Raw genomic sequence first — 18948 nt, 5'->3', positions numbered from 1 at the left:
AAATTGGTAAAACATAAGACGTGTTTTACACGTTTTATGAATGCGGCGTACTTATGGCGGATTATAGGTGTGTGAATATATATGATGCGTCGTCTTTTCCCGCAAGGGGAGAGAATAGTACGAATGCATAGTAGTTTTGTCGTGTTTTATTTTGTGTTTGTGTTGTGGCTGTTCTTCGACGTGAGTCGGGGAACAGTTTTTTGTTCTTGACATAAAGCAAGAAAATATTTGCTGTAGCACGAATTAACATGCTGTTCATCCTGCCGTTTTAAAGCTTTGCTGTAACTTTGCCCGACTTTAACGGGTGATGTTATGACACAGACTACAAAAGAAATGACTTCAGGCCCCAGCCTGCCTTTGATTCTGAATTTTACTTTTCCCTTGCTGTTAGGAAATGTTTTGCAGCAAACCTATTCGCTGGCTGATGCTGCTATTGTCGGCAAGTTTCTTGGCATCGATGCTTTAGCTTCTGTGGGTGCAAGCACTTCGGTCGTTTTTCTCATTCTTGGCTTTTGCAACGGATGCTGCGGCGGATTCAGCATTCCTGTTGCCCAGAAGTTCGGCGCACGCGACTATGTCACTCTTCGCCGTTACGTGTCTGTCAGTCTGAAGCTGGCGGCTGTGATGTCTGTGCTGATAGCCGTAATTACCAGCCTGTTGTGTGCTTTGATTCTGCGTACCATGCGTACTCCTTCCAATATATTTGACGGAGCCTATATCTATCTGCTGATAACTTTTGCCGGTGTGCCCTGCACGTTCTTCTATAATCTTCTTTCCAGCATCATACGTGCGCTTGGCGACAGCAAGACTCCGTTTTGGTTTCTGCTTTTTTCAGCCGTACTGAATATCTTGCTTGATTTGTTCTGCATTCTGGTGCTTGAATGGGGAGTGGCAGGAGCTGCCATTGCTACTGTTTTCTCTCAGGGCGTTTCAGCTGTGCTTTGTTATTTTTATATGTACCGCAAGTTTGATGTGCTCAAGCCCCAAGGCTCCGACCGCCGTTTCCGCCCGGAGCTGGCGCAGCAGTTGCTTTATATCGGAGTTCCCATGGGACTTCAGTTTTCTATCACCGCCATTGGAAGCATCATGCTGCAAAGTGCGAACAATGCGTTGGGAACAGCTTGTGTGGCTGCATTTACTGCGGCCATGCGTATCAAGATGTTTGTGATGTGTCCGCTTGACAGTCTGGGTATGGCTATGGCAACTTATTCGGGGCAGAACTATGGTGCCGGCAAGCCTGACCGCATTTGGGCAGGAATCAAGTCGGCTGCACTGATGATGGTTGTCTATTCGCTGGCTGTGGCTTTAGTAATCTGGCTGGCTGCCGAGAAGTTTGCACTTCTTTTCATATCTCCCGATGAAACAGAGATTATCGCCGATACGGCATTGTTTCTGCACATTAATGTGTCATTCTTTATTCTTTTGGGTTCGTTGAGTATCTTGCGCTATTCCATTCAGGGAGCCGGCTATACGAAGCTGGCCATGTTTTCCGGCGTATCCGAGATGGTAGCCCGCGTATTGGTCAGTGTGGTGGTTGTTCCTCTTTGGGGCTTCTGGGGCGTATGTTTCGGCGATCCGACCGCCTGGCTGTTTGCCAACCTGTTTCTGGTTCCGGCTTTTATCTATGTTTACCGTCGCTTGCACCTCATTGTCGCCAAAGAACGTGTTTTGTCATGAAATCAGTTGCTGACAGGAAGCCTTTTCCACACTTGGCGGGGAATCATCCGCCAGAAGAATACCAGTATTTTATACCGCCAGTCGATGATTTCCACGCGGTGCCGGCGTTCGATTGCAGATACGATTTTCCGGGCCACCGTTTTCGCGTCCATTAGCAGCGGATAATGTTTTCCGTCATTCAGCAGGCTGGTAGCAACGAAGCCAGGTCTGATATCCGTGAACTTTATCGGACATCTTTGCATATATGCCAGTTGTTCCAGGCAGTCGATGTAAATGTTCTGAAAACGTTTTGTTGCCGAATAAGCCGGTGCTGCTCCCAGTCCTTTGGTGCCTGCTATTGAGCTGACCGCGCAGATGTGTCCGCCGCCTTTTTCCGTGAAGTAGCGGAAGGCTGCATCCATCATGCGGACGAATCCTTCGGCATTGGTCCCTACCGTTTCCAGTTCAGTTTCAGCTTTCAGTTCCCTGTTCTGAAATCCGATTCCGGCACATTGGATAAACAGTTCCATTCCTCCCATCTCATTGACCAATGCCAGCAGTTCATCGCCTGCATTGTGATTCCGAATGTCAATCCTTCTTGTATGAATCTTCTCCGGAGCCATGTTCTGTATTTCTGTCAACTTTTCGGTTCTTCTTCCGGCTACACCTACAGTCCATCCCTTCTCTACCAGGCGAACGGCTGTTTCATATCCGATTCCGGAAGTGGCGCCGATGATGACGGCACGTTTGTTTTGCATCTGTTTCATGTGGCAAGTTATTGTATGTTTGTTCTGACTTCGTATAAGAAATCCTCGCAGGCTGGAGTCCGTATGTCTTTGTTCTGCGGATAAATCAGTCTGCCGTAGAAAGGCATTTGCGGTTGAAGCGGATGCAGTTCTTTGGTCAGATGCTTGCAGAATGTTCTGTACGGATGCGTATGAGCACGCTTTCCTGCATCATCTCTGTAGAATACCGCATAGTGATTAAGCGGTCTGGAATGCACCAGCTGGTTTATTTGCAGTGCGAGGCTTCTGGCTTCGTCCTCGGATATCCTGTCGAAGACATTCCCGAAATGGAAGATTATCAGTTCGGAAAGCCTTGAGTGGGCTGTCCAGAACTCATTCTTTACGGCTGACAGGCTGGGAGGAAAACTTGCGTTTGCTTCCGGAAATAGCTTCTGAAGAAAAAGTCTTGCCGTTTGTGCCAGTTCATCCGCCGGATAAATGCAAAGCATGTTCAGGTCGCAGTGCCGGATGTTCCGGCAGGTTTCGGCGAAGGCGAGGGCAGAAGAACCCGCTTCGAACGAGAAGTCGCAGAACACAGTCCGTCCGGATACGTTTCTGATGGCCTGCCGCAGCCAGTTTCCGCAAATCTCAAAGGCAGTCCTTGCCGCCATGTATTGTTTGCGCATATAATAGCGGTTGTAGGTCCGTATGCAGTCGTGTATTCTTTCTTGCGGCACCTTTCGGAAGTCTATGCGTCCGTAGGCAGTAGATTCTCTGCATTCCGTATCCGTTTCCGTGGTTTCCTGTCCCTGTCCGTTTCCGATGTATTCTGCATAGAGGCGGCTCATTTCTTCCGGCAGATTATAGGCGGAGTCTTTCAAATCCCATTGCCGGTCGTATTCCGGCAGCAGAAACCTGCCTTCGAGGAATTCGCTGACCGAAGCTTCGATGTATCCGTTATGCATCCGGATATATTCCATCAGCTTATAGAAAGTGACGTTTGCTCCGAGTATTTGCGGATTTCCTGTGAGGATGAGCTGTTTTCTGGCCCGTGTGATGGCTACGTTCAGTTTCCTGTCGATCAGGAATCCGTTTTCGCTGAACGTATTTGAAGTCAGGAAATTCAACTGGCTGAAGTTTCGGACAGTGAACGAATAGATGATGACGTCACGTTGGCTTCCCTGGTAACGTTCTACCGTATCGATTGATATGCCGGACAATGCCGGTATGTTGAGCTTGCTGATTTCTTTCCGGATCATGGCTATCTGATTCCGGTAAGGAACGATTACGCCGACTGTTTTGTCGGGATTGAACGAGTCTGCCGTAAGCCGATATACGTGTTCAAGCACAGAAGCCACAATGCGTGCTTCGTTGATATTTGTCTTGTCTGAAAGTGTGGCCGATTCTTCGGGAGTGCCGGCCGGAATGAATATCATGCGCCGGTTCATCAGCAGACGCTCGGTGGCGCTGTCGGTTCCGGCTGACGGATTATAGGGATATGCTTCCTTCTGATGTTCCAGCGGGACAGGCTCCAGGTGTTCGTGGAAGTAAAACGCATGGTTGGGAAATTCAGAAACGTCCGGATGCATCCGCCCTTGTTTCCGCAGCACATTCTTGAAGTCCGCCGGGCATTGGCCGTACAGCCTTTCAAACAGAGAGTTGCGGCAGTCATATAGTCCGATTCCGTTCAGCAGCGGGTTTGTGACTGCAGCTTCCGTTCCGTCCTGAAGCGCTATGGCAGGCAGTTGCTTGTAGTCGCCTATCAGTACAAACTTCCCGATGGCATTTTTCCCGTTGTGGCGTGCCGAAAGCAGGCCGATAAGGTCCGGTTCCAGAATCTGTGAGGCCTCGTCGATGAAAGCGGTTTCAAAGCGTTTGATGTTGAAGAAATGCGGACGGCTTGCGAAAGCAGTTGTTGTGCCGACGAAAATCCGCGTTTCCGCTATTTTCCGTTTGATGTCCGCCAGTTTGGGGCAGTCAGTCAGGCTGTTCTTCAGCAGATAAGTCCTGAAACGCTTGTCGCATGAAAGCTCATGGCCTATCCGGATAAAGGGCGTTTTTCCGGAGATGCCCGATTCGGTGAGCATGCTGCATATTTCGTCTACAGCCCTGTTCGTGTATGAGAGAAGCAGGATAGAAGCTTCCGGTTCTGTCAGTGCCTCTTCGACCATGTATCTGAGAGCGCACGATGTCTTTCCCGTGCCCGGAGGACCTACGAGCAGAAAGTAGTCGTTGGCCTGCTTTTCCTGCAGCACCAGGCTGTCGAAAGTCCCATAATGCCCGTTCAGCTTTTTTGTCGGGTCAGATGTTGGCATTCTTCTGCCCAGCAGCAGCTGCTTGCGCAAGTCGGTAGCATTCAGAAACTGGAAAAGGCCTTTCAGTGCGTTGGCCGGCGACATGTCGGAAGAGTCGTGCTCGATGCAGTACGTTTCGTTTTCGTTTCCGATGATGTCCTTGTTCTGCTGTCCGTTGCGCAGCTGCAATGTCAGCTTGTCGTGCGACAGGTCTACGATGTTTCCTTTCATCAGAATCTGGCTGCGCACATCCGGTTCACCCTGACAGGAGTAAAGAATCACCATGTCGCCGGCTCTGAAGTTCGGCAGGAAGTCATCCTCCTGCTGTGGTATGTTCAGCTCCAGCCAGTCATATCCTTTTTCCGGGCTGCTTTTCTTCTTGTCCGCCACGGTAAGTCCTGTCAGGATGTTTCCTGCCTCCATCTTTTCTTTCGTCGGATTGTGCCATGTAGCTGCGAATCCCCTGGACGGGTCGTCGTTCCCTCCCGTCTTGTTGAGCAGCATTTCCTTTGACACGAACGTGAAGAAGCGGTCGAAATACGCCCTCTCAAGGGGAGTGCAGCGTTTCAGCGTGTTGATGGCAGCTTGTAGCTGAGGCTCCTGGAAGTCAGTCCATAGCCTTTCGTGCGTCCGTGCTTCATTGAGCAAGTCGGTGCTCAGGCCCTCGATGACTTTGGTGACTCCTCCTTCCGCGAAGTTCATTTCCTGCGCTGCGATGCAGTTTCTGAGGCGTATGCTTTCGCGGAACAGTTTTTCAGAGAAATGCTCCAGGATCAGTCCGTCCTTGTACTTTGAATAGAGCAGGAAAGTCTGCATGTCTTTTGCCTGCTGTCCGAAATTATACATCAGCACGCCCTGATACAGCATCATCTGGACGAAGTGTTCTTCCTTATGCCGGTTCTTCCGTTCGTCACGTTTTCCGGCCTTCTGTTCGATGAGAATCTTGAAGTCCTTCTGAAGCATGTCGACACGTCCCTGCAGTCCGAGGCGTTCGCAGATGAACGAAGCCTCGAGCAGTGTGTTCTGTCTGTCGAAGCCGGAGATGTTGCGCGGAAGCATGTCATGGATAAACGAGCGGATGTTCATCATCTGGCTTTGTGCCTGGGCGTGAAAATCAGCAGGCAGGCTGCATGTGCAGAAGTCGAGCGCGGCGGAAGAGAAAAACTTGTTTACCGAGCCGGCATAGCTGACAGGCATGTCCGGGTTTTCGTTTATGAAGTCGTCCAGCAGCTGGCTGGCCAGGTTACCCATCAGAATGGGGGCCGAGTTGGCTCTCGGCAGAATCTTGTCCATGAAGTAGTTCAGCGGATGGTGTCCGTATTCGCGGAAGCATCTTGACAGTGCGCTGACATCGATGAGGTAGTCGGGATAAGCGACTATGAGTTTCGGTATATAATGGTTTTCCTCGTCCACCTTTACGTCAAGCAGGTTCAGCGGCAGGTTTTCCCTCAGGAGTTCCCGGATATAAAGCTGGTCGCCTTCGTATCCCGCTTTTTCGTAATTGATAATGATGAAAGGCTCTTCCTCGCTGTCGCAGGAAGCGAAGATCTGCGAATCGTTCCAGCTGGTCACATACGCTCGTATGTAGGGAACGAGCGAAAGCCTTGTTCCCGGATAGGGACGGTTGGAGTGGGGGATTTCGGGCAGCAGTGATGCGGGAATATCTTCTTCGAATCCCAGCGACACGAAGCGTACCAGCGCGCGGAGGTCATAGAGATACTCTTTCATGTCCGGCTGGAAACGGTCGCCCATCGCCTTGTTGCAGTTGCGCCTCATGGTCTGGATCGCGTAACGGTCGGAAGGGGTCATCTTCTTTTCCTTTCCGATATAGTCGATCCGTGAGAAAAGGTTGGCGAAGTTCAGGGTAGAAGCAGCCGTCAGTTCATAGGCGGCTTCTTCCAGCACCTTGTAGAGCAGGATATATTTAGCCCGGATATTCTCCGGGCTTGCAGTCGGTTGGCGGTGGATACGTTCGATACGGTCGAACAGGTCGAAAGATTGCAGTTTGATGCGGTGGCTCTCCAAAGTCGTTTCTTTCTTATTGTTCCACCTTCAGTTCATAAATCCGGTATGCCTCTTCCAGCGCAGGATAAGTTCCCTTGTATTGGTTGGTTACGTCTTCCTGGAATCTGTATGTTTTCTGTTGGAGATAAGTCACGAAGAAAGTGTAGGTTTGTGCCGAGGTTCCTGCCATGGTCGCTTTGATGCAGACCTGTCCGGCACCCGTATTCTCGTTGTACTTTCTGCTCTGCTCAAAGATTCCCACGCTGTATCCCCCTGTCGCTTCGGGATAGATCTTGATGTCCCCCGAAGACAGTTCCTTGTCGGCATAGGTCAGTTCAAAGCGTCCGCCGATTTTTACGGGACTGTTCTGGGTGATTTCGTTCTGCAGCGCCTGTGTCTGGTTCTGTGTCAGTTCCCCTCCGATTACAGTGGCGTCGATGCCTGTTACGGTGAATATGCTCTGTGGATTCCCTACGTTTACGCTCAACTGATAACTGTTTCCCGACCGGTCGGCAATGATGGATTCGGTGGTTCCCGCGCTTACGGGCAGGTAAGTCAGCGTGTCCCCGTCATAGCGGAAGTCGGCGATGCTCTTGTCGGTTATGGAAACCGTATAGTTTCCTTTCCCTCCGCGGATGAGGTATTTCTCTCCTTCATTGTTGAATATGCTGATTTGCAGCTGGTTCCCTTCGAGCGCGGTTTGAGTTTCCGCTTCAACCAGGTAGATGGGATTATAGTCGTCGCTGCTGCATGATGCAAGTGAGATGGCCGCAGCCGAAAAGGCGGCAAGGATAAAAGTTTGTTTGTTGCTCATTTGTGTCTGATATAATGTTAGTTTTCAAAAGTACAATTTTTTGTCCAAAATCAAAAGGAACGCCGTAAAAAGTTGTTTCTCGTATGGCGCGAAAAATGTCCCGTTAAGTCATTTAAAATATCCCAACAAGTCAATCAATCTTTCCCAACAAGTCGATGAGTTTTTCCCAACAAGTTTTTGGCGGTTTATTTGCCCATGAAAAGTTTGCCGCAGTACGCTCCGGCAAAGGCCGTGCCCAGCCCGAAAATTACGCTGCCCGCGACATAGGCAAAGAATGTGCCGTAGAGTCCCTGTCTGAGCAGGCTGACTCCCTCGTAGCTGAAGGTGGAGAATGTGGTGAAGCCTCCGCATATGCCGGTTGTAAGGAAAAGCTTCGATTCGGCGGAAAGATTGAAACGCCCGGCCAGGGCATAGAACAGTCCGATAAGGAAGCTGCCTGCCAGGTTTACGGCGAATGTGCTCCATGGGAACGAACCGGGCGTGATGCGTCCGGCAAACAGCAGTTGGACGGCATACCGCAGCATGCTGCCGATGCCTCCTCCCAGAAAAACCATCAGCATCAGTTTGGTCATATCTCTTTCAGTGTATAGTCGCCTGCTTTTTCTGTAATTGTTCTCTGAATCTGCTCCAGCGGAAGTTTCTCGTTCGCAAAAGTGACCGTTGCTTCGGGCGGGGTGAGAGTTACCTCGGCCGAGATTCCTTCGATTGAATTCAGCACTTTTTCCACACGGGTGCGGCAATGGTTGCACATCATTCCGTCTACCGAGTAGACTTGCCTTATTTTCCCGGCTGTAGGTTCTGCATCCTCCTTTTCTTTTTCGGGCGCAATGTGTCTTGCCCCGGCTGCGGGCCTTGCGGCCGTGTTGCCTAATTTTTTCTTGCGCAGGCGCAGGCTGTTGGTCACCACGCTCACGCTGCTCATTGCCATGGCCGCTCCGGCTATCATCGGGTTGAGCAGGAAGCCGTTGACGGGGTAGAGCAGGCCGGCTGCTATCGGAACGCCTATCAGGTTGTAGATGAATGCCCAGAACAGATTTTCGCGGATGGTGAGCACCGTCATTCTTGAAAGCCGGATGGCATCGGCAATCTTGTTCAGGTCGGACGAGATGATGGTCATCTTGGCCACGTCCATGGCGATGTCGCTTCCGCGTCCCATGGCGATGCTGAGGTCGGATTGCGCCAGGGCAGCACTGTCATTGATTCCGTCGCCCACCATTGCCGCGATTTTCCCTTCTGCCTGAAGCGATTTGATGAATGCAGCCTTCTGTTCGGGGAGTACGCCTGCCTTGAAGTGGGTGATGCCTGCCTGTCGGGCTATGTAGCGTGCGGTTCCTTCATTGTCGCCTGTCAGCATATAGACATCAATGCCCATATCCTTTAATTGTCGGACGGCCGCCTGTGACGTTGTCTTGATGCGGTCGGTGATGGCAGCCAGTCCGTAAGCTTGTTTCTCATCGGCAAACCAGATGACTGTTTTCGCTTCGCTTTCCAGCCTTTCGGCTTCTTTCTTCAGTTCGCCGGAAACGGCGATGTGGTTTTCTGCGAGCAGGCGGGAGTTTCCGGCAAAATAGACCGTCCCGTTTACGGTTCCGCTTATTCCTTTTCCGGTGATGCTCTTGAAGTTCTCGATCGGAAGGCTTTGTCCCTGAAGCCGTTCGGCGATCGCTTCGACCAAGGGATGTTCGGACATCTTCTCGAGGCTGTAGAAAATGTTTTTCAGGCCGTCCTCCTCCAGACTTCCGGACAAGTCTGTCACGGTCGGTTTTCCTTCGGTCACGGTGCCGGTCTTGTCAAGTACGATGGCATTCACCTTGCGGGCCGTTTCAAGACTTTCCGCATCTTTTATCAGAATCCCGAGTTCGGCTCCTTTTCCTATTCCCACCATGATGGCCGTCGGGGTTGCCAGTCCCAAAGCACAGGGGCAGGCGATGATGAGTACGGTCACGGCGGCCAGAAGTCCGTGCGTGAATCCGTTGGAAGGAGCGAATATGAGCCAGCCTGCAAATGAAAGAAGTGCAATGCCTATGATTGTCGGCACGAAAACGGCTGCGATGCGGTCGACCAGCTTTTGTACGGGGGCCTTGCTCCCTTGAGCGTCCTGCACCATGCGGATGATGTGTGCCAGTACGGTTTCCGTTCCCACTTTCTCAGCCGTAAACCGGAAGCTGCCCTTCTGGTTGATGGTGCCGGCAAATACCTTGGCTCCTTCGTCCTTCAGCACTGCCACCGGCTCTCCGCTCAGCATGCTTTCGTCTACATACGAGGTGCCTTCGGTTACAGTTCCGTCAACGGCAATCCTTTCTCCGGGCTTTACCAGCAGGCGGTCGCCGATGCTCACCTGTTCCACCTTCACTTTCTTTTGCGTCCCGTCGGCACAGAGCAGGGTAACTGTTTGCGGCTGCAGTCCCATCAGCTTCCTGATTGCTGCCGACGTGCTTCCTTTGGCCCGTTCTTCCAGCAGCCGTCCGAGCAGGATAAAGGCAATGATGCCGCTGGAAGCATCGAAATAGACGTGCGGTTCGATTCCTCTTTCCAGCCAGAACTCAGGGAAAAACAGGTTGAACAGGCTGAACAGGTAGGCTATTCCCGTGCTGTTCGCTACCAGCGTATCCATGTTTGACGTGCGGTGTTTCAGTTGTTTCCATGCATTGATGTAGAAATCTCTTCCCAGCCAGCATACAACCGGCGTGGCAAGCAGCCACATGATGTAGTCTGTATAAGGCTTTCCTGCAAAGAATATTCCGATAATCATCAGCGGAACCGACAGGATGACGGCCCACATGGTGCGGAACTTCAGTTTTCTGTATTTGCTTTCGTGGGCATCTTCCACCTCTTGCTTGCGCTTGTCTTCGTTTGTTTCAATGACCAGGTCATATCCTGCGGCAACGACAGCCTCTTTCAGCTTCTCCGGCGAACAGAGGTCCGGCTCGTATTCGACGGTTGCGGTAGCGGCCGCATAGTTTACGCTTGCCCGGCATACGCCCGGCTGCCTGTTCAGTGTTTTGTCCACCCTTGCTGCACAGGCGGCGCAGCTCATTTCCAGTACGGGAAATGTCTTTTTTATCGTTTGCTGTTTATCCATTTTGATTCTTTTTCTGCATTGCCGCAAAAATACAAAATATCTGTAAAGGTTTTGGCCGTAAATCGTTACTTTTGCAAAAATAAAACCTTGCAGAAATTATGTCCCATCTGACTCCTCTTATCAGCGATCTGGCATTGATACTGATTTGTGCCGGAATTACCACCCTCATATTCAAGAAACTGAAGCAGCCTTTGGTGTTGGGCTACATCGTGGCCGGCTTCCTTTGCAGTCCGCATTTCCAGTTTACGCCTTCGGTTGCGGATGAGGTGAACATGCAGATATGGTCTGAAATCGGCGTCATCTTTCTTCTGTTTGCGCTGGGGCTGGATTTCAGTTTCAAGAAGATGCTTAAATCAGGTTCGTCAACGGTAATCGCCGCCTGTACCATCATTTTCTGCATGATTCTGATCGGGATGTTTGTGGGATGGCTGTTCGGCTGGAAGCAGATGGACTGCATGTTTCTGGGGGGTATGCTCGCGATGTCGTCGACCACCATCATTTACAAGGCGTTCGACGACATGGGCCTGAGGCAACAGCGTTTTGCGGGCATCGTGTTAAGCATTCTGGTGCTTGAGGACATTCTGGCGATCGTGCTGATGGTGATGCTGACCACGCTGGCGGTTAGCAAGAATTTTGAAGGAGGGGAGATGGCCTACAGCATTGTCAAGCTGGTTTTCTTTCTGGTGCTGTGGTTTGTGGTAGGCATTTATCTGATTCCGCTGTTCCTCCGCCGGGTACGCAGGCTGATGAGTAACGAAACATTGCTCATCGTGTCTTTGGCGCTGTGTTTCGGTATGGTGGTTCTTGCGGCCAAGGTAGGCTTCTCGCCGGCTTTCGGTGCCTTTGTGATGGGCTCTATCTTGTCTGAAACCATCGATTCGGAGCGTATTGAGCATTTGGTCAATCCGGTCAAGGATTTGTTTGGAGCCATCTTCTTTGTATCGGTAGGGATGATGGTAGACCCGGCTATGATTGTAGAGTATATCGGCCCGATTATTGTAATCGTGCTGGCGATTCTGGTCGGCCAGACTGTTTTCGGTACGGGCGGCGTGCTGCTTTCCGGACAGCCGTTGAAGATTGCCGTTCAGTGCGGGTTCAGTCTGACCCAGATCGGTGAGTTTGCATTCATCATCGCGTCGCTTGGAGTGAGCCTGAATGTGACGAGCCATTTCCTTTACCCCATCGTGGTTGCCGTTTCGGTCATCACCACTTTCTTCACTCCTTATATGATACGGCTTTCCGGTCCTGCCTATCGCCTGGTGGACGCTCATCTGCCCCGGTTCTGGAAAGAGCTTCTCCGCCGTTATTCCGCAGGAACCAGCACCATAAACCATCAGAACAACTGGAAGAAGCTGCTGACGGCTATTCTTCGTATCGTATTGGTCTATTCGGTCTTGTGTGTGGCTGTTATGGTCTTGTCGTTCAATCTGTTCCTTCCCCTGCTTGTTTCCGCCTTGGGCGACTTTTGGGGAAAGGTGGCGGGGGCTGCCGTGACAATCGTGCTGGTGGCTCCGTTTTTGCGGGCCATGATCATGAAGAAGAACCACTCCATCGAGTTCAAGGCATTGTGGGCTGACAACCGTTACAATCATGCGCCGCTGATTTCGGTAATATTGCTTCGCATCATCCTTGGCATCGGGTTTGTTGTATATATCGTAGAGTATCTTTTCCAGACTTCGACGGCCTTGGTTGTCGGCATAGCGCTGGTGCTGGTTGTGCTGATGATCTTTTCGCGTTTCCTGAAAAAGCAGTCGATCGGGTTGGAGCGGACTTTTGTGCAGAACCTTCGTTCGAAAGATGTCCATAAGGTCTATTTGGGAGAGAAGCGTCCGGAATATGCGGGCCGTCTGCTCGACAGGGACTTGCACTTGTCTGACTTCACTGTTCCGGCAGATTCGCTGTGGGGCGGCAAGACGTTGAAGGAGCTGGATTTAGGGAAGAAATACGGGGTGCATGTGGCTTCTATTATCCGCGGAAAGCACCGGTTGAATATACCGGGAGGAGAAAACCGGATTTATCCGGGCGATACGTTGCAGGTCATAGGGACAGATGATCAGTTGTCTGTTTTTACGACTCAGGCAGAAAAGGTTTCAGACTATCATTCGGATGATGATTTTGAGAAGCGTGAAATGTATCTGAAGCAGTTTGTCATAGTGGCGGGTTCTCCATTCTGCAAGCGTACGATAAGAGAGTGCGGCGTGCGCAACAAGTATCACTGCCTTGTTGTCGGTATCGAGCTGACCACCGGAGATTCCCTTCATAAGCCCGATGTGAACCTTCCGCTTAATGAAGGTGATATTCTTTGGGTTGTGGGAGAAAAAGATAATCTGGCGGCGCTCTTCGCTGTAAACCAGCCGGAGGAGCGAAAGAATGATGTGGACGAAGAATGAGCGCCTGCGCTTGTTTTTCCCGGTCATATTTTGACTAAACTGAAAGAGGGGGTATCTCTATCGATAACAAAAGAGCCGTATCATTTTCAGGCAGAGAAAATGATACGGCCCTTCTGCTTCAATATCTGATCATTCGTCTTCTTCGTCCTCAAAGTCGAAGTCAAAATCGAAATTGTCGCTGTATTCGGGAGTGAAGAACTCGTCGAGGTCGCGCCTGTCTTTTTTTGTCGGGCGTCCTGTCCCTTTGGCTCTGTTTACGAATCCGCTGATTCTGTTCATTTCCAGCAGTTCGTACTGGTCTGGAGTGGTTACATTCTCCATGATTTCAGGTACCAGTTTGGCGCCTACCCTTTTTTCGATAGCCTGCAGCACTTTAAAAGAGTAGGTTACCGGCGGTTTCCTTACCTGTATTACATCGCCAGGCTTGATCATCCTTGCCGGTTTTGCTTGGGCTCCGTTTATGGATACACGTCCTTTTTTGCATGCTTCCGCCGCTATTGTCCGTGTCTTGAAAATTCGTGCAGCCCACATCCATTTGTCTATTCTAGCTTCAGGCATAGTTTTCTTACAAAATCATTTGTTGTTGAATTGGTTCATTGCATTGTTCAGTCCTGCCAGGCAAAACATTTTGACGGCTTCGCCAGCCATTTCCAGCCGTTCGGGCATGAGTTTCATGTCTTCTTCGCTGAAATGTCCGAGCACATAGTCTATCTGTCCTCCTCTCGGAAAGTCGTTTCCGATGCCGAAGCGCAGGCGGGCGTAATTCTGAGTCCCTAATGTAGCGGCGATGTGCTTCAGTCCGTTGTGTCCGGCATCGCTTCCTTTTCCTTTCAGCCTCAGCGTTCCGAAGGGAAGTGCCAGATCGTCCACTACTACCAGCAGGTTTTCCAGCGGAATCTTTTCCTGCTGCATCCAATAGCGCACAGCATTTCCGCTCAGGTTCATGTAGGTGGAAGGTTTGAGCAGGACCAGTTGTTGTCCTTTGACCGACATGTTTGCCACTGCACCGTATCGCTTGTCGCTAAAAACAATATTGGACGCCTTAGCAAGGGCGTCCAATACCATAAATCCTATATTGTGACGGGTATTCCGGTATTCTTCACCGATATTCCCCAGTCCGGCTATCAAGTATTTCATTGAAAAGGATTGTCAGTTTTTATTATTTGCCAGCGTTAGCTTGTGCACCACGAGCCGCACGAGTCAATTTAACTGCGCAGACAACAGCGTCTTTTGCGTTCAGCAGTTCCAGACCTTCGTAGCTCAGTTCGCCAACTTTGATTGTTTTGCCCAGTCCCAAGTTAGAAACGTTGATAACCAGACGTTCCGGAATGACGTTATAAAGTGCTTTAACTTTCAGCTTGCGCATCTGAAGTGACAATTTACCGCCGGCTTTCACACCTTCAGCCAATCCTTCAAGCTGAACGGGAACTTCCATTACGATCGGGTTGGATTCGTCAATCTGATAAAAGTCGATGTGAAGAATCTTGTCAGTTACCGGGTGGAACTGAATGTCTTTCATGACCGCATTGACGATTTTGCCATCGATGTTCAGGTCTACAACATAAATATGCGGAGTATAAACCAGTTTTCTTACGGCTTCGTTTGTTACGGCGAAGTGTGTGTCGATGATATTCCCGTTTTCATCTTTCTGTGATCCGTAAAGCACGCATGGGATAGAATCGTTCTTGCGCAGTTCGTGAGTTGCTTTCTTTCCTGTTTCTGTTCTTAAAGAACCTTTTACTTCAATTGATTTCATTACTTAAAATTTTTGTGTTACTCTAAATTAAGTTGATTTGCTGCTTAATTCACCATCACACTGTGTGTTTGCACACGATGATTTTTTAAAAGCGGTGCAAAGATAGCCTTTTTCTCCTTTTTGACCAACTTTTCCCCGAAAAATTAGAAATCAATGTCTATTTTTATTTCATTGGCGTCTGGCGTAAGCGCATTCTTTCCCAAATTGTTTGTGTCGGCTATGTGTGTCTGTCCGTAAACCGGACCCTGTTCCTGTTCGATGAACTGAATGGCCTGCTTTAATCCGTCCATGAATTTCTCGAAATCTTCTTTGTAAAGAAAGATCTTATGCTTTTCAAAGTTCACTTGAGAATCGTTTCCTTCGCCGAGTACGATTTTTTTGCTTTCGGTTATGGCTAAAAACATTTCATCTTTTCTGTTTCTCTTGACATCAAGATAATAAATGCGTTTCCCCGCTTTGATTGCTTTGGAGAAGACGATTTCTTTGTCTGCTTCACTAGCTGTTGTTTTCTTTTTCAGTTCTTCCATAGTTCACAATACTTATAAAACCGCTTCAAAATTGCTGATTTTTTTGTAAATTGCAAAGGGCTGGCAGGATAAAAAAAACAAATCTCTAAAAAAAAGAAAAAATATGCCCTGCAGTGATGTCTGGTTTGAGAAATTTGATTACTTTTGCAAACCTGAAATTTGTATAATTAATATGATTAATAGAGTTCTTATTCGTCTTAAGATAGTTCAGATAATATACGCATATTATCAGAATGGTGGTAAAAACTTGGATACGGCTGAGAAAGAATTGTTTTTCAGCTTGTCGAAAGCGTATGATCTGTACAACTATCTTCTCTTGTTGATGGTTGAGGTGACGCGGTATGCTGCAAAACGAATTGATGCAGCCAAACACAAACTGGCTCCTACGAAGGAAGACTTGTCGCCCAACATGAAATTCGTTGAAAACCGTTTTATCGCGCAGCTCGAATCAAATGTTCAGCTGAATGAGTTTATGGCTTCCCAAAAACGGACATGGGAGAATGAAAGTGAATTCGTTAAAGGCCTCTGCGAACAGATTATGCAGAGCGATATATATAAGGAATATATGGCCAGCGAAACCTCTTCGTATGATGAAGACCGCGAACTGTGGAGAAAGCTTTACAAGAAGATGGTGTTCAACAATCAGGCTTTGGATGATGTGCTTGAAGACCAGAGTCTGTATTGGAACGATGACAAGGAAATTGTGGATACGTTTGTGCTGAAAACCATCAAGCGCTTTGATCCGAAGAACGGGGAAAAGCAGGAGCTGCTTCCGGAATTCAAGGATGAGGAGGATCAGGACTTTGCCCGCCGTCTTTTCCGCCGTTCGATTCTGAATGCGGATTACTATCGCCATCTGATAAGCGAAAATTCGCGGAACTGGGATTTGAACCGTGTGGCGGTGATGGATATGGTGATCATGCAGATCGCTCTGGCAGAAATACTCAGCTTCCCGAACATACCGATCAGTGTTTCGTTGAACGAATACGTTGAGATTGCCAAACTGTACAGCACGCCTAAAAGCGGGGCTTTCATCAACGGTACGCTCGACGGCATCGTGAAGCAGTTGAAGAAGGACAATAAACTGACAAAGAACTGAGAATAGTATTAATCAAAATCTAAATCAAGAAAAAGTATGAATTTGTTAACTGTTATGTTGCAGGCACAGGGGGGAGCCGACTACTCTTTCCTCATTATGATGGTAGCCATCTTCGTAATCATGTATTTCTTTATGATTCGTCCGCAGAACAAGAAGCAGAAGGAAATACAGAAGTTCCGCAAAGGTCTTGAGGTGGGTCAGTCTGTAATTACGGCCGGCGGCATTTATGGCAAGATTAAAGAAATAGAAGACAACGCTGTGATCGTTGAAATCGCTCCGAGCGTAAAAATTAAAATCGACAAGAACTCGATTTACCCTGACGCGCAGTCGCAGGCTTCCAAATAAATTAAGTCTGACTTAAGATGTTCGCCAAGAAGAACATAAGAAGATATATTCCAATTGTTTACAGAAGGATCAGAAACTTCCTGCTAAGCGACAAGAGCAGGGAGTTTCTGATTTTTTTGTTTTTTGTGTTCGTGTCATTCTGCTTCTGGCTTCTGCAGACAATGAACGACGAATATCGTGCCGAATTCAAAATACCCTTGCGCCTGAAAGGGATTCCGGAAGATGTTGTAATGACTTCCGAAATCCCCGGACAGCTTAGAGTGAAGGTGGAGGACAGGGGAACTGTGCTTTTGAATTACATGCTGGGGCGCACGTTCTTTCCTGTGGTGTTCAATTTCGACGATTATAAGGATAAGGGAGGCTGCGTGCATATCCCGACGGCTGAAGTCATGAAAAGAATATCCTCGCAATTGAACAATACCACGCGGATCGTTTCTGTGCATCCCGATACGATCGACTTTATTTATTCGCAGGGGGAGGCTAAGCAGGTGCCTGTCGCTATAAACGGAACCGTGCTGGCCGGGATGCAGTATTATGTGAGCAATATGTATCTTTCTCCGGATTCCGTAACGGTCTACGCGCCGAAAAACTTGCTTGAAACTCTTTCTGTTGCCTACACCGCTCCTTTCACGATAGAGAATATCACGGATACCGTGAGGCGTCATCTTCCGTTGCAGAAGATCCGCGGTGTCAAGTTCGTGCCTGCGTCGGCCGATCTGACGGTATGCACAGACATGTATTCAGAAAAAACGATTGAAATACCGGTCGTTGGCCTGAACTTTCCTCCGGGAAAGGTGTTGCGCACCTTTCCTTCGAAAGTCCGTGTGACATTTCAAGTGGGCCTGAAAAACTTCAAGCTTGTCTCGGAAGACGATTTCTTTATTGGAGTTTCTTACGAAGAGCTTGTAAAAAACAAGTCGGACAAGATTGAATTGTCGGTAAAGAAGTCGCCGGATTTCGTCAATCATATCCGCATTGTTCCGGCTGCGGTGGATTATCTGATAGAGCAGCAGCCCGAAGATCTTAAAGCAGATTCTATCGATGATTAAACTGGGAATAACGGGAGGGATAGGCAGCGGAAAGTCGTATGTGTCTTCTCTGCTTGAAAAGCGGGGAGTGCCGTTGTATGACACAGACAGCAGGGCAAAGATGCTGACTGTAGATTCGCCGGAAATACGTGACGGACTGACGGCACTGCTGGGAGCCGGTGTCTATGCTCCGGACGGATCCCTCAACAAGCTGTTGCTTGCCTCCTATCTGTTTGCCGGTGAAGAAAATGCCCGGAGAGTCAATTCGATCATTCATCCCTGCGTGTTTGATGATTTCCTTTTGTGGGCGGAGAGAATGCGAAGCGAGGGATGCCGTCTGGTGGGTATGGAAAGTGCCATACTGTTTGAGTCCGGATTCAACAAAGGAGTCGACAAGACCGTGATGGTATATGCCCCGGAAGCCTTGCGTATCCGCCGCGTTATGCAGCGTGACGGAATGAGCGAACGCCAGGTGCTTTCGCGGATGAAGGCGCAGATGGGAGATGAGGAGAAAAGGAAGAAATCGGACTTTGTTATCTTGAATGACGGGATTTCTTCTCTTGAACCCCAGATTGACAACCTTCTTATTGCGCTCATCGGCAGAAAAGACATCGGATAGTTTGTGTATTTCGTCTGAGGATTGTATTTTTGTCAACCGAAAGACAACTAATTTTTTTAAGACATTATTTAGACGAGCTATGTTAAAGACTATTTTGGCAATTTCCGGCAAGCCCGGTTTGTATAAGTTGGTATCACAGGCAAAAAATATGCTGATTGTTGAGTCGGTGAGTGCTGAGAAGAAAAGAATGCCTATTTATGGCAGCGACAAGGTGATTTCGTTGGGAGATATCGCCATGTATACCGATGCGGACGAAGTTCCGCTGGGCACAGTTCTTGAGTCGATCAAGAAAAAGGAAAATGGAGGCGAGATCTCTTTCAATTACAAGAAGGCTTCCAACGAAGAACTCCATGCTTTCATGGCAGAGGTGCTTCCGAATTACGACCGTGACCGTGTGCATACAAGTGACATCAAGAAACTTGTACAGTGGTACAATCTGCTTGTAGCCAACGGAGAAACGGAGTTTGTAGAAGAAGAAAGCGAAGAAAAGGCTGAATAAACAAGCTGTTTTTCAGCGGCCGGTTTCAAGGGCATCGGGAGATCTTGTTTTTAAGATGTTTCCGATGCCCTTGAAGTTTGTTGTGCCTGTCGGCCCGGTTTGAGTCTTAT

Annotated in this window: 16 protein-coding genes; 7 read left to right on the top strand and 9 right to left on the bottom strand. The window is 49.0% G+C overall.

Annotated features, from left to right (window positions below; translation table 11 throughout):
- Window positions 1–312 precede the first annotated feature (312 nt).
- Window positions 313–1677 (top strand): MATE family efflux transporter, encoded by a 1365-nt coding sequence (locus tag NW212_RS01375; protein ID WP_258336865.1) that lies wholly within the window; start codon window positions 313–315, stop codon window positions 1675–1677.
- Between the two features lie 2 nt (window positions 1678–1679).
- Here the strand turns inward: NW212_RS01375 and NW212_RS01370 are convergent, their stop codons facing one another.
- From NW212_RS01370 to NW212_RS01350, 5 genes are all read right to left on the bottom strand, one after another.
- Entirely contained in the window at window positions 1680–2423 is a 744-nt protein-coding gene (locus tag NW212_RS01370; protein ID WP_258336864.1) for an SDR family oxidoreductase, read from the bottom strand.
- 8 nt (window positions 2424–2431) lie between these two features.
- Window positions 2432–6700, bottom strand: coding sequence for a DEAD/DEAH box helicase family protein (locus NW212_RS01365; protein WP_258336863.1), 4269 nt, complete (start codon window positions 6698–6700; stop codon window positions 2432–2434).
- A 13-nt stretch (window positions 6701–6713) separates the two neighbouring features.
- A complete protein-coding gene (locus NW212_RS01360; RefSeq protein ID WP_258336862.1) occupies window positions 6714–7493 on the bottom strand; it encodes a hypothetical protein in 780 nt (259 codons plus the stop codon).
- 185 nt (window positions 7494–7678) lie between these two features.
- Window positions 7679–8065 carry a fluoride efflux transporter CrcB gene (gene crcB, locus NW212_RS01355; protein ID WP_258336861.1) on the bottom strand — a complete coding sequence of 129 codons (387 nt, stop codon included), beginning with the start codon at window positions 8063–8065 and terminating at the stop codon, window positions 7679–7681.
- Window positions 8062–10575 (bottom strand): heavy metal translocating P-type ATPase, encoded by a 2514-nt coding sequence (locus NW212_RS01350; protein WP_258336860.1) that lies wholly within the window; start codon window positions 10573–10575, stop codon window positions 8062–8064. The genes crcB and NW212_RS01350 overlap by 4 nt, the downstream gene beginning before the upstream one ends.
- A gap of 98 nt (window positions 10576–10673) precedes the next feature.
- Here NW212_RS01350 and NW212_RS01345 point away from each other — a divergent pair, with 98 nt between their 5' ends.
- On the top strand, window positions 10674–12965 hold the full coding sequence (locus tag NW212_RS01345) for a cation:proton antiporter (RefSeq protein ID WP_258336859.1): 2292 nt from the start codon (window positions 10674–10676) through the stop codon (window positions 12963–12965).
- 129 nt (window positions 12966–13094) lie between these two features.
- Here the strand turns inward: NW212_RS01345 and NW212_RS01340 are convergent, their stop codons facing one another.
- The 4 genes from NW212_RS01340 to NW212_RS01325 form a co-directional block, all read right to left on the bottom strand.
- Complete coding sequence (locus tag NW212_RS01340) at window positions 13095–13523, bottom strand: RNA-binding S4 domain-containing protein (protein WP_258336858.1); 429 nt, start codon at window positions 13521–13523, stop codon at window positions 13095–13097.
- 15 nt (window positions 13524–13538) lie between these two features.
- A complete protein-coding gene (pth, locus tag NW212_RS01335; RefSeq protein WP_258336857.1) occupies window positions 13539–14102 on the bottom strand; it encodes an aminoacyl-tRNA hydrolase in 564 nt (187 codons plus the stop codon).
- Between the two features lie 22 nt (window positions 14103–14124).
- Window positions 14125–14721 carry a 50S ribosomal protein L25/general stress protein Ctc gene (locus tag NW212_RS01330; RefSeq protein WP_258336856.1) on the bottom strand — a complete coding sequence of 199 codons (597 nt, stop codon included), beginning with the start codon at window positions 14719–14721 and terminating at the stop codon, window positions 14125–14127.
- A gap of 143 nt (window positions 14722–14864) precedes the next feature.
- Window positions 14865–15248, bottom strand: coding sequence for a PUR family DNA/RNA-binding protein (locus NW212_RS01325; protein ID WP_258336855.1), 384 nt, complete (start codon window positions 15246–15248; stop codon window positions 14865–14867).
- Between the two features lie 172 nt (window positions 15249–15420).
- Between NW212_RS01325 and nusB the strand changes: the two genes are divergently transcribed.
- From nusB to NW212_RS01300, 5 genes are all read left to right on the top strand, one after another.
- Window positions 15421–16347, top strand: a complete 927-nt coding sequence (gene nusB, locus NW212_RS01320) for a transcription antitermination factor NusB (protein ID WP_258336854.1) — start codon at window positions 15421–15423, stop codon at window positions 16345–16347.
- Between the two features lie 36 nt (window positions 16348–16383).
- Complete coding sequence (yajC, locus tag NW212_RS01315) at window positions 16384–16692, top strand: preprotein translocase subunit YajC (protein ID WP_258336853.1); 309 nt, start codon at window positions 16384–16386, stop codon at window positions 16690–16692.
- A gap of 17 nt (window positions 16693–16709) precedes the next feature.
- Window positions 16710–17741 carry a YbbR-like domain-containing protein gene (locus NW212_RS01310; protein WP_258336852.1) on the top strand — a complete coding sequence of 344 codons (1032 nt, stop codon included), beginning with the start codon at window positions 16710–16712 and terminating at the stop codon, window positions 17739–17741.
- On the top strand, window positions 17734–18339 hold the full coding sequence (coaE, locus tag NW212_RS01305) for a dephospho-CoA kinase (protein ID WP_258336851.1): 606 nt from the start codon (window positions 17734–17736) through the stop codon (window positions 18337–18339). The genes NW212_RS01310 and coaE overlap by 8 nt, the downstream gene beginning before the upstream one ends.
- A gap of 79 nt (window positions 18340–18418) precedes the next feature.
- Window positions 18419–18838, top strand: coding sequence for a DUF5606 domain-containing protein (locus NW212_RS01300; RefSeq protein WP_258336850.1), 420 nt, complete (start codon window positions 18419–18421; stop codon window positions 18836–18838).
- Window positions 18839–18948: the final 110 nt, after the last annotated feature.

This window comes from Bacteroides sp. ET225, assembly GCF_024733745.1.
Classification (GTDB): domain Bacteria; phylum Bacteroidota; class Bacteroidia; order Bacteroidales; family Bacteroidaceae; genus Phocaeicola; species Phocaeicola excrementipullorum.
Note: the sequence above shows the minus strand (reverse complement) of the source record. Positions and strands in the feature narration are given on the sequence as shown.

Coding starts and splice junctions, on each gene's coding strand:
- NW212_RS01375 (WP_258336865.1), top strand. CDS start 313: ATGACACAGACTACAAAAGAAATGACTTCAGGCCCCAGCCTGCCTTTG.
- NW212_RS01370 (WP_258336864.1), bottom strand. CDS start 2,423: ATGAAACAGATGCAAAACAAACGTGCCGTCATCATCGGCGCCACTTCC.
- NW212_RS01360 (WP_258336862.1), bottom strand. CDS start 7,493: ATGAGCAACAAACAAACTTTTATCCTTGCCGCCTTTTCGGCTGCGGCC.
- crcB (WP_258336861.1), bottom strand. CDS start 8,065: ATGACCAAACTGATGCTGATGGTTTTTCTGGGAGGAGGCATCGGCAGC.
- NW212_RS01350 (WP_258336860.1), bottom strand. CDS start 10,575: ATGGATAAACAGCAAACGATAAAAAAGACATTTCCCGTACTGGAAATG.
- NW212_RS01345 (WP_258336859.1), top strand. CDS start 10,674: ATGTCCCATCTGACTCCTCTTATCAGCGATCTGGCATTGATACTGATT.
- NW212_RS01340 (WP_258336858.1), bottom strand. CDS start 13,523: ATGCCTGAAGCTAGAATAGACAAATGGATGTGGGCTGCACGAATTTTC.
- pth (WP_258336857.1), bottom strand. CDS start 14,102: ATGAAATACTTGATAGCCGGACTGGGGAATATCGGTGAAGAATACCGG.
- NW212_RS01330 (WP_258336856.1), bottom strand. CDS start 14,721: ATGAAATCAATTGAAGTAAAAGGTTCTTTAAGAACAGAAACAGGAAAG.
- NW212_RS01325 (WP_258336855.1), bottom strand. CDS start 15,248: ATGGAAGAACTGAAAAAGAAAACAACAGCTAGTGAAGCAGACAAAGAA.
- nusB (WP_258336854.1), top strand. CDS start 15,421: ATGATTAATAGAGTTCTTATTCGTCTTAAGATAGTTCAGATAATATAC.
- yajC (WP_258336853.1), top strand. CDS start 16,384: ATGAATTTGTTAACTGTTATGTTGCAGGCACAGGGGGGAGCCGACTAC.
- NW212_RS01310 (WP_258336852.1), top strand. CDS start 16,710: ATGTTCGCCAAGAAGAACATAAGAAGATATATTCCAATTGTTTACAGA.
- coaE (WP_258336851.1), top strand. CDS start 17,734: ATGATTAAACTGGGAATAACGGGAGGGATAGGCAGCGGAAAGTCGTAT.
- NW212_RS01300 (WP_258336850.1), top strand. CDS start 18,419: ATGTTAAAGACTATTTTGGCAATTTCCGGCAAGCCCGGTTTGTATAAG.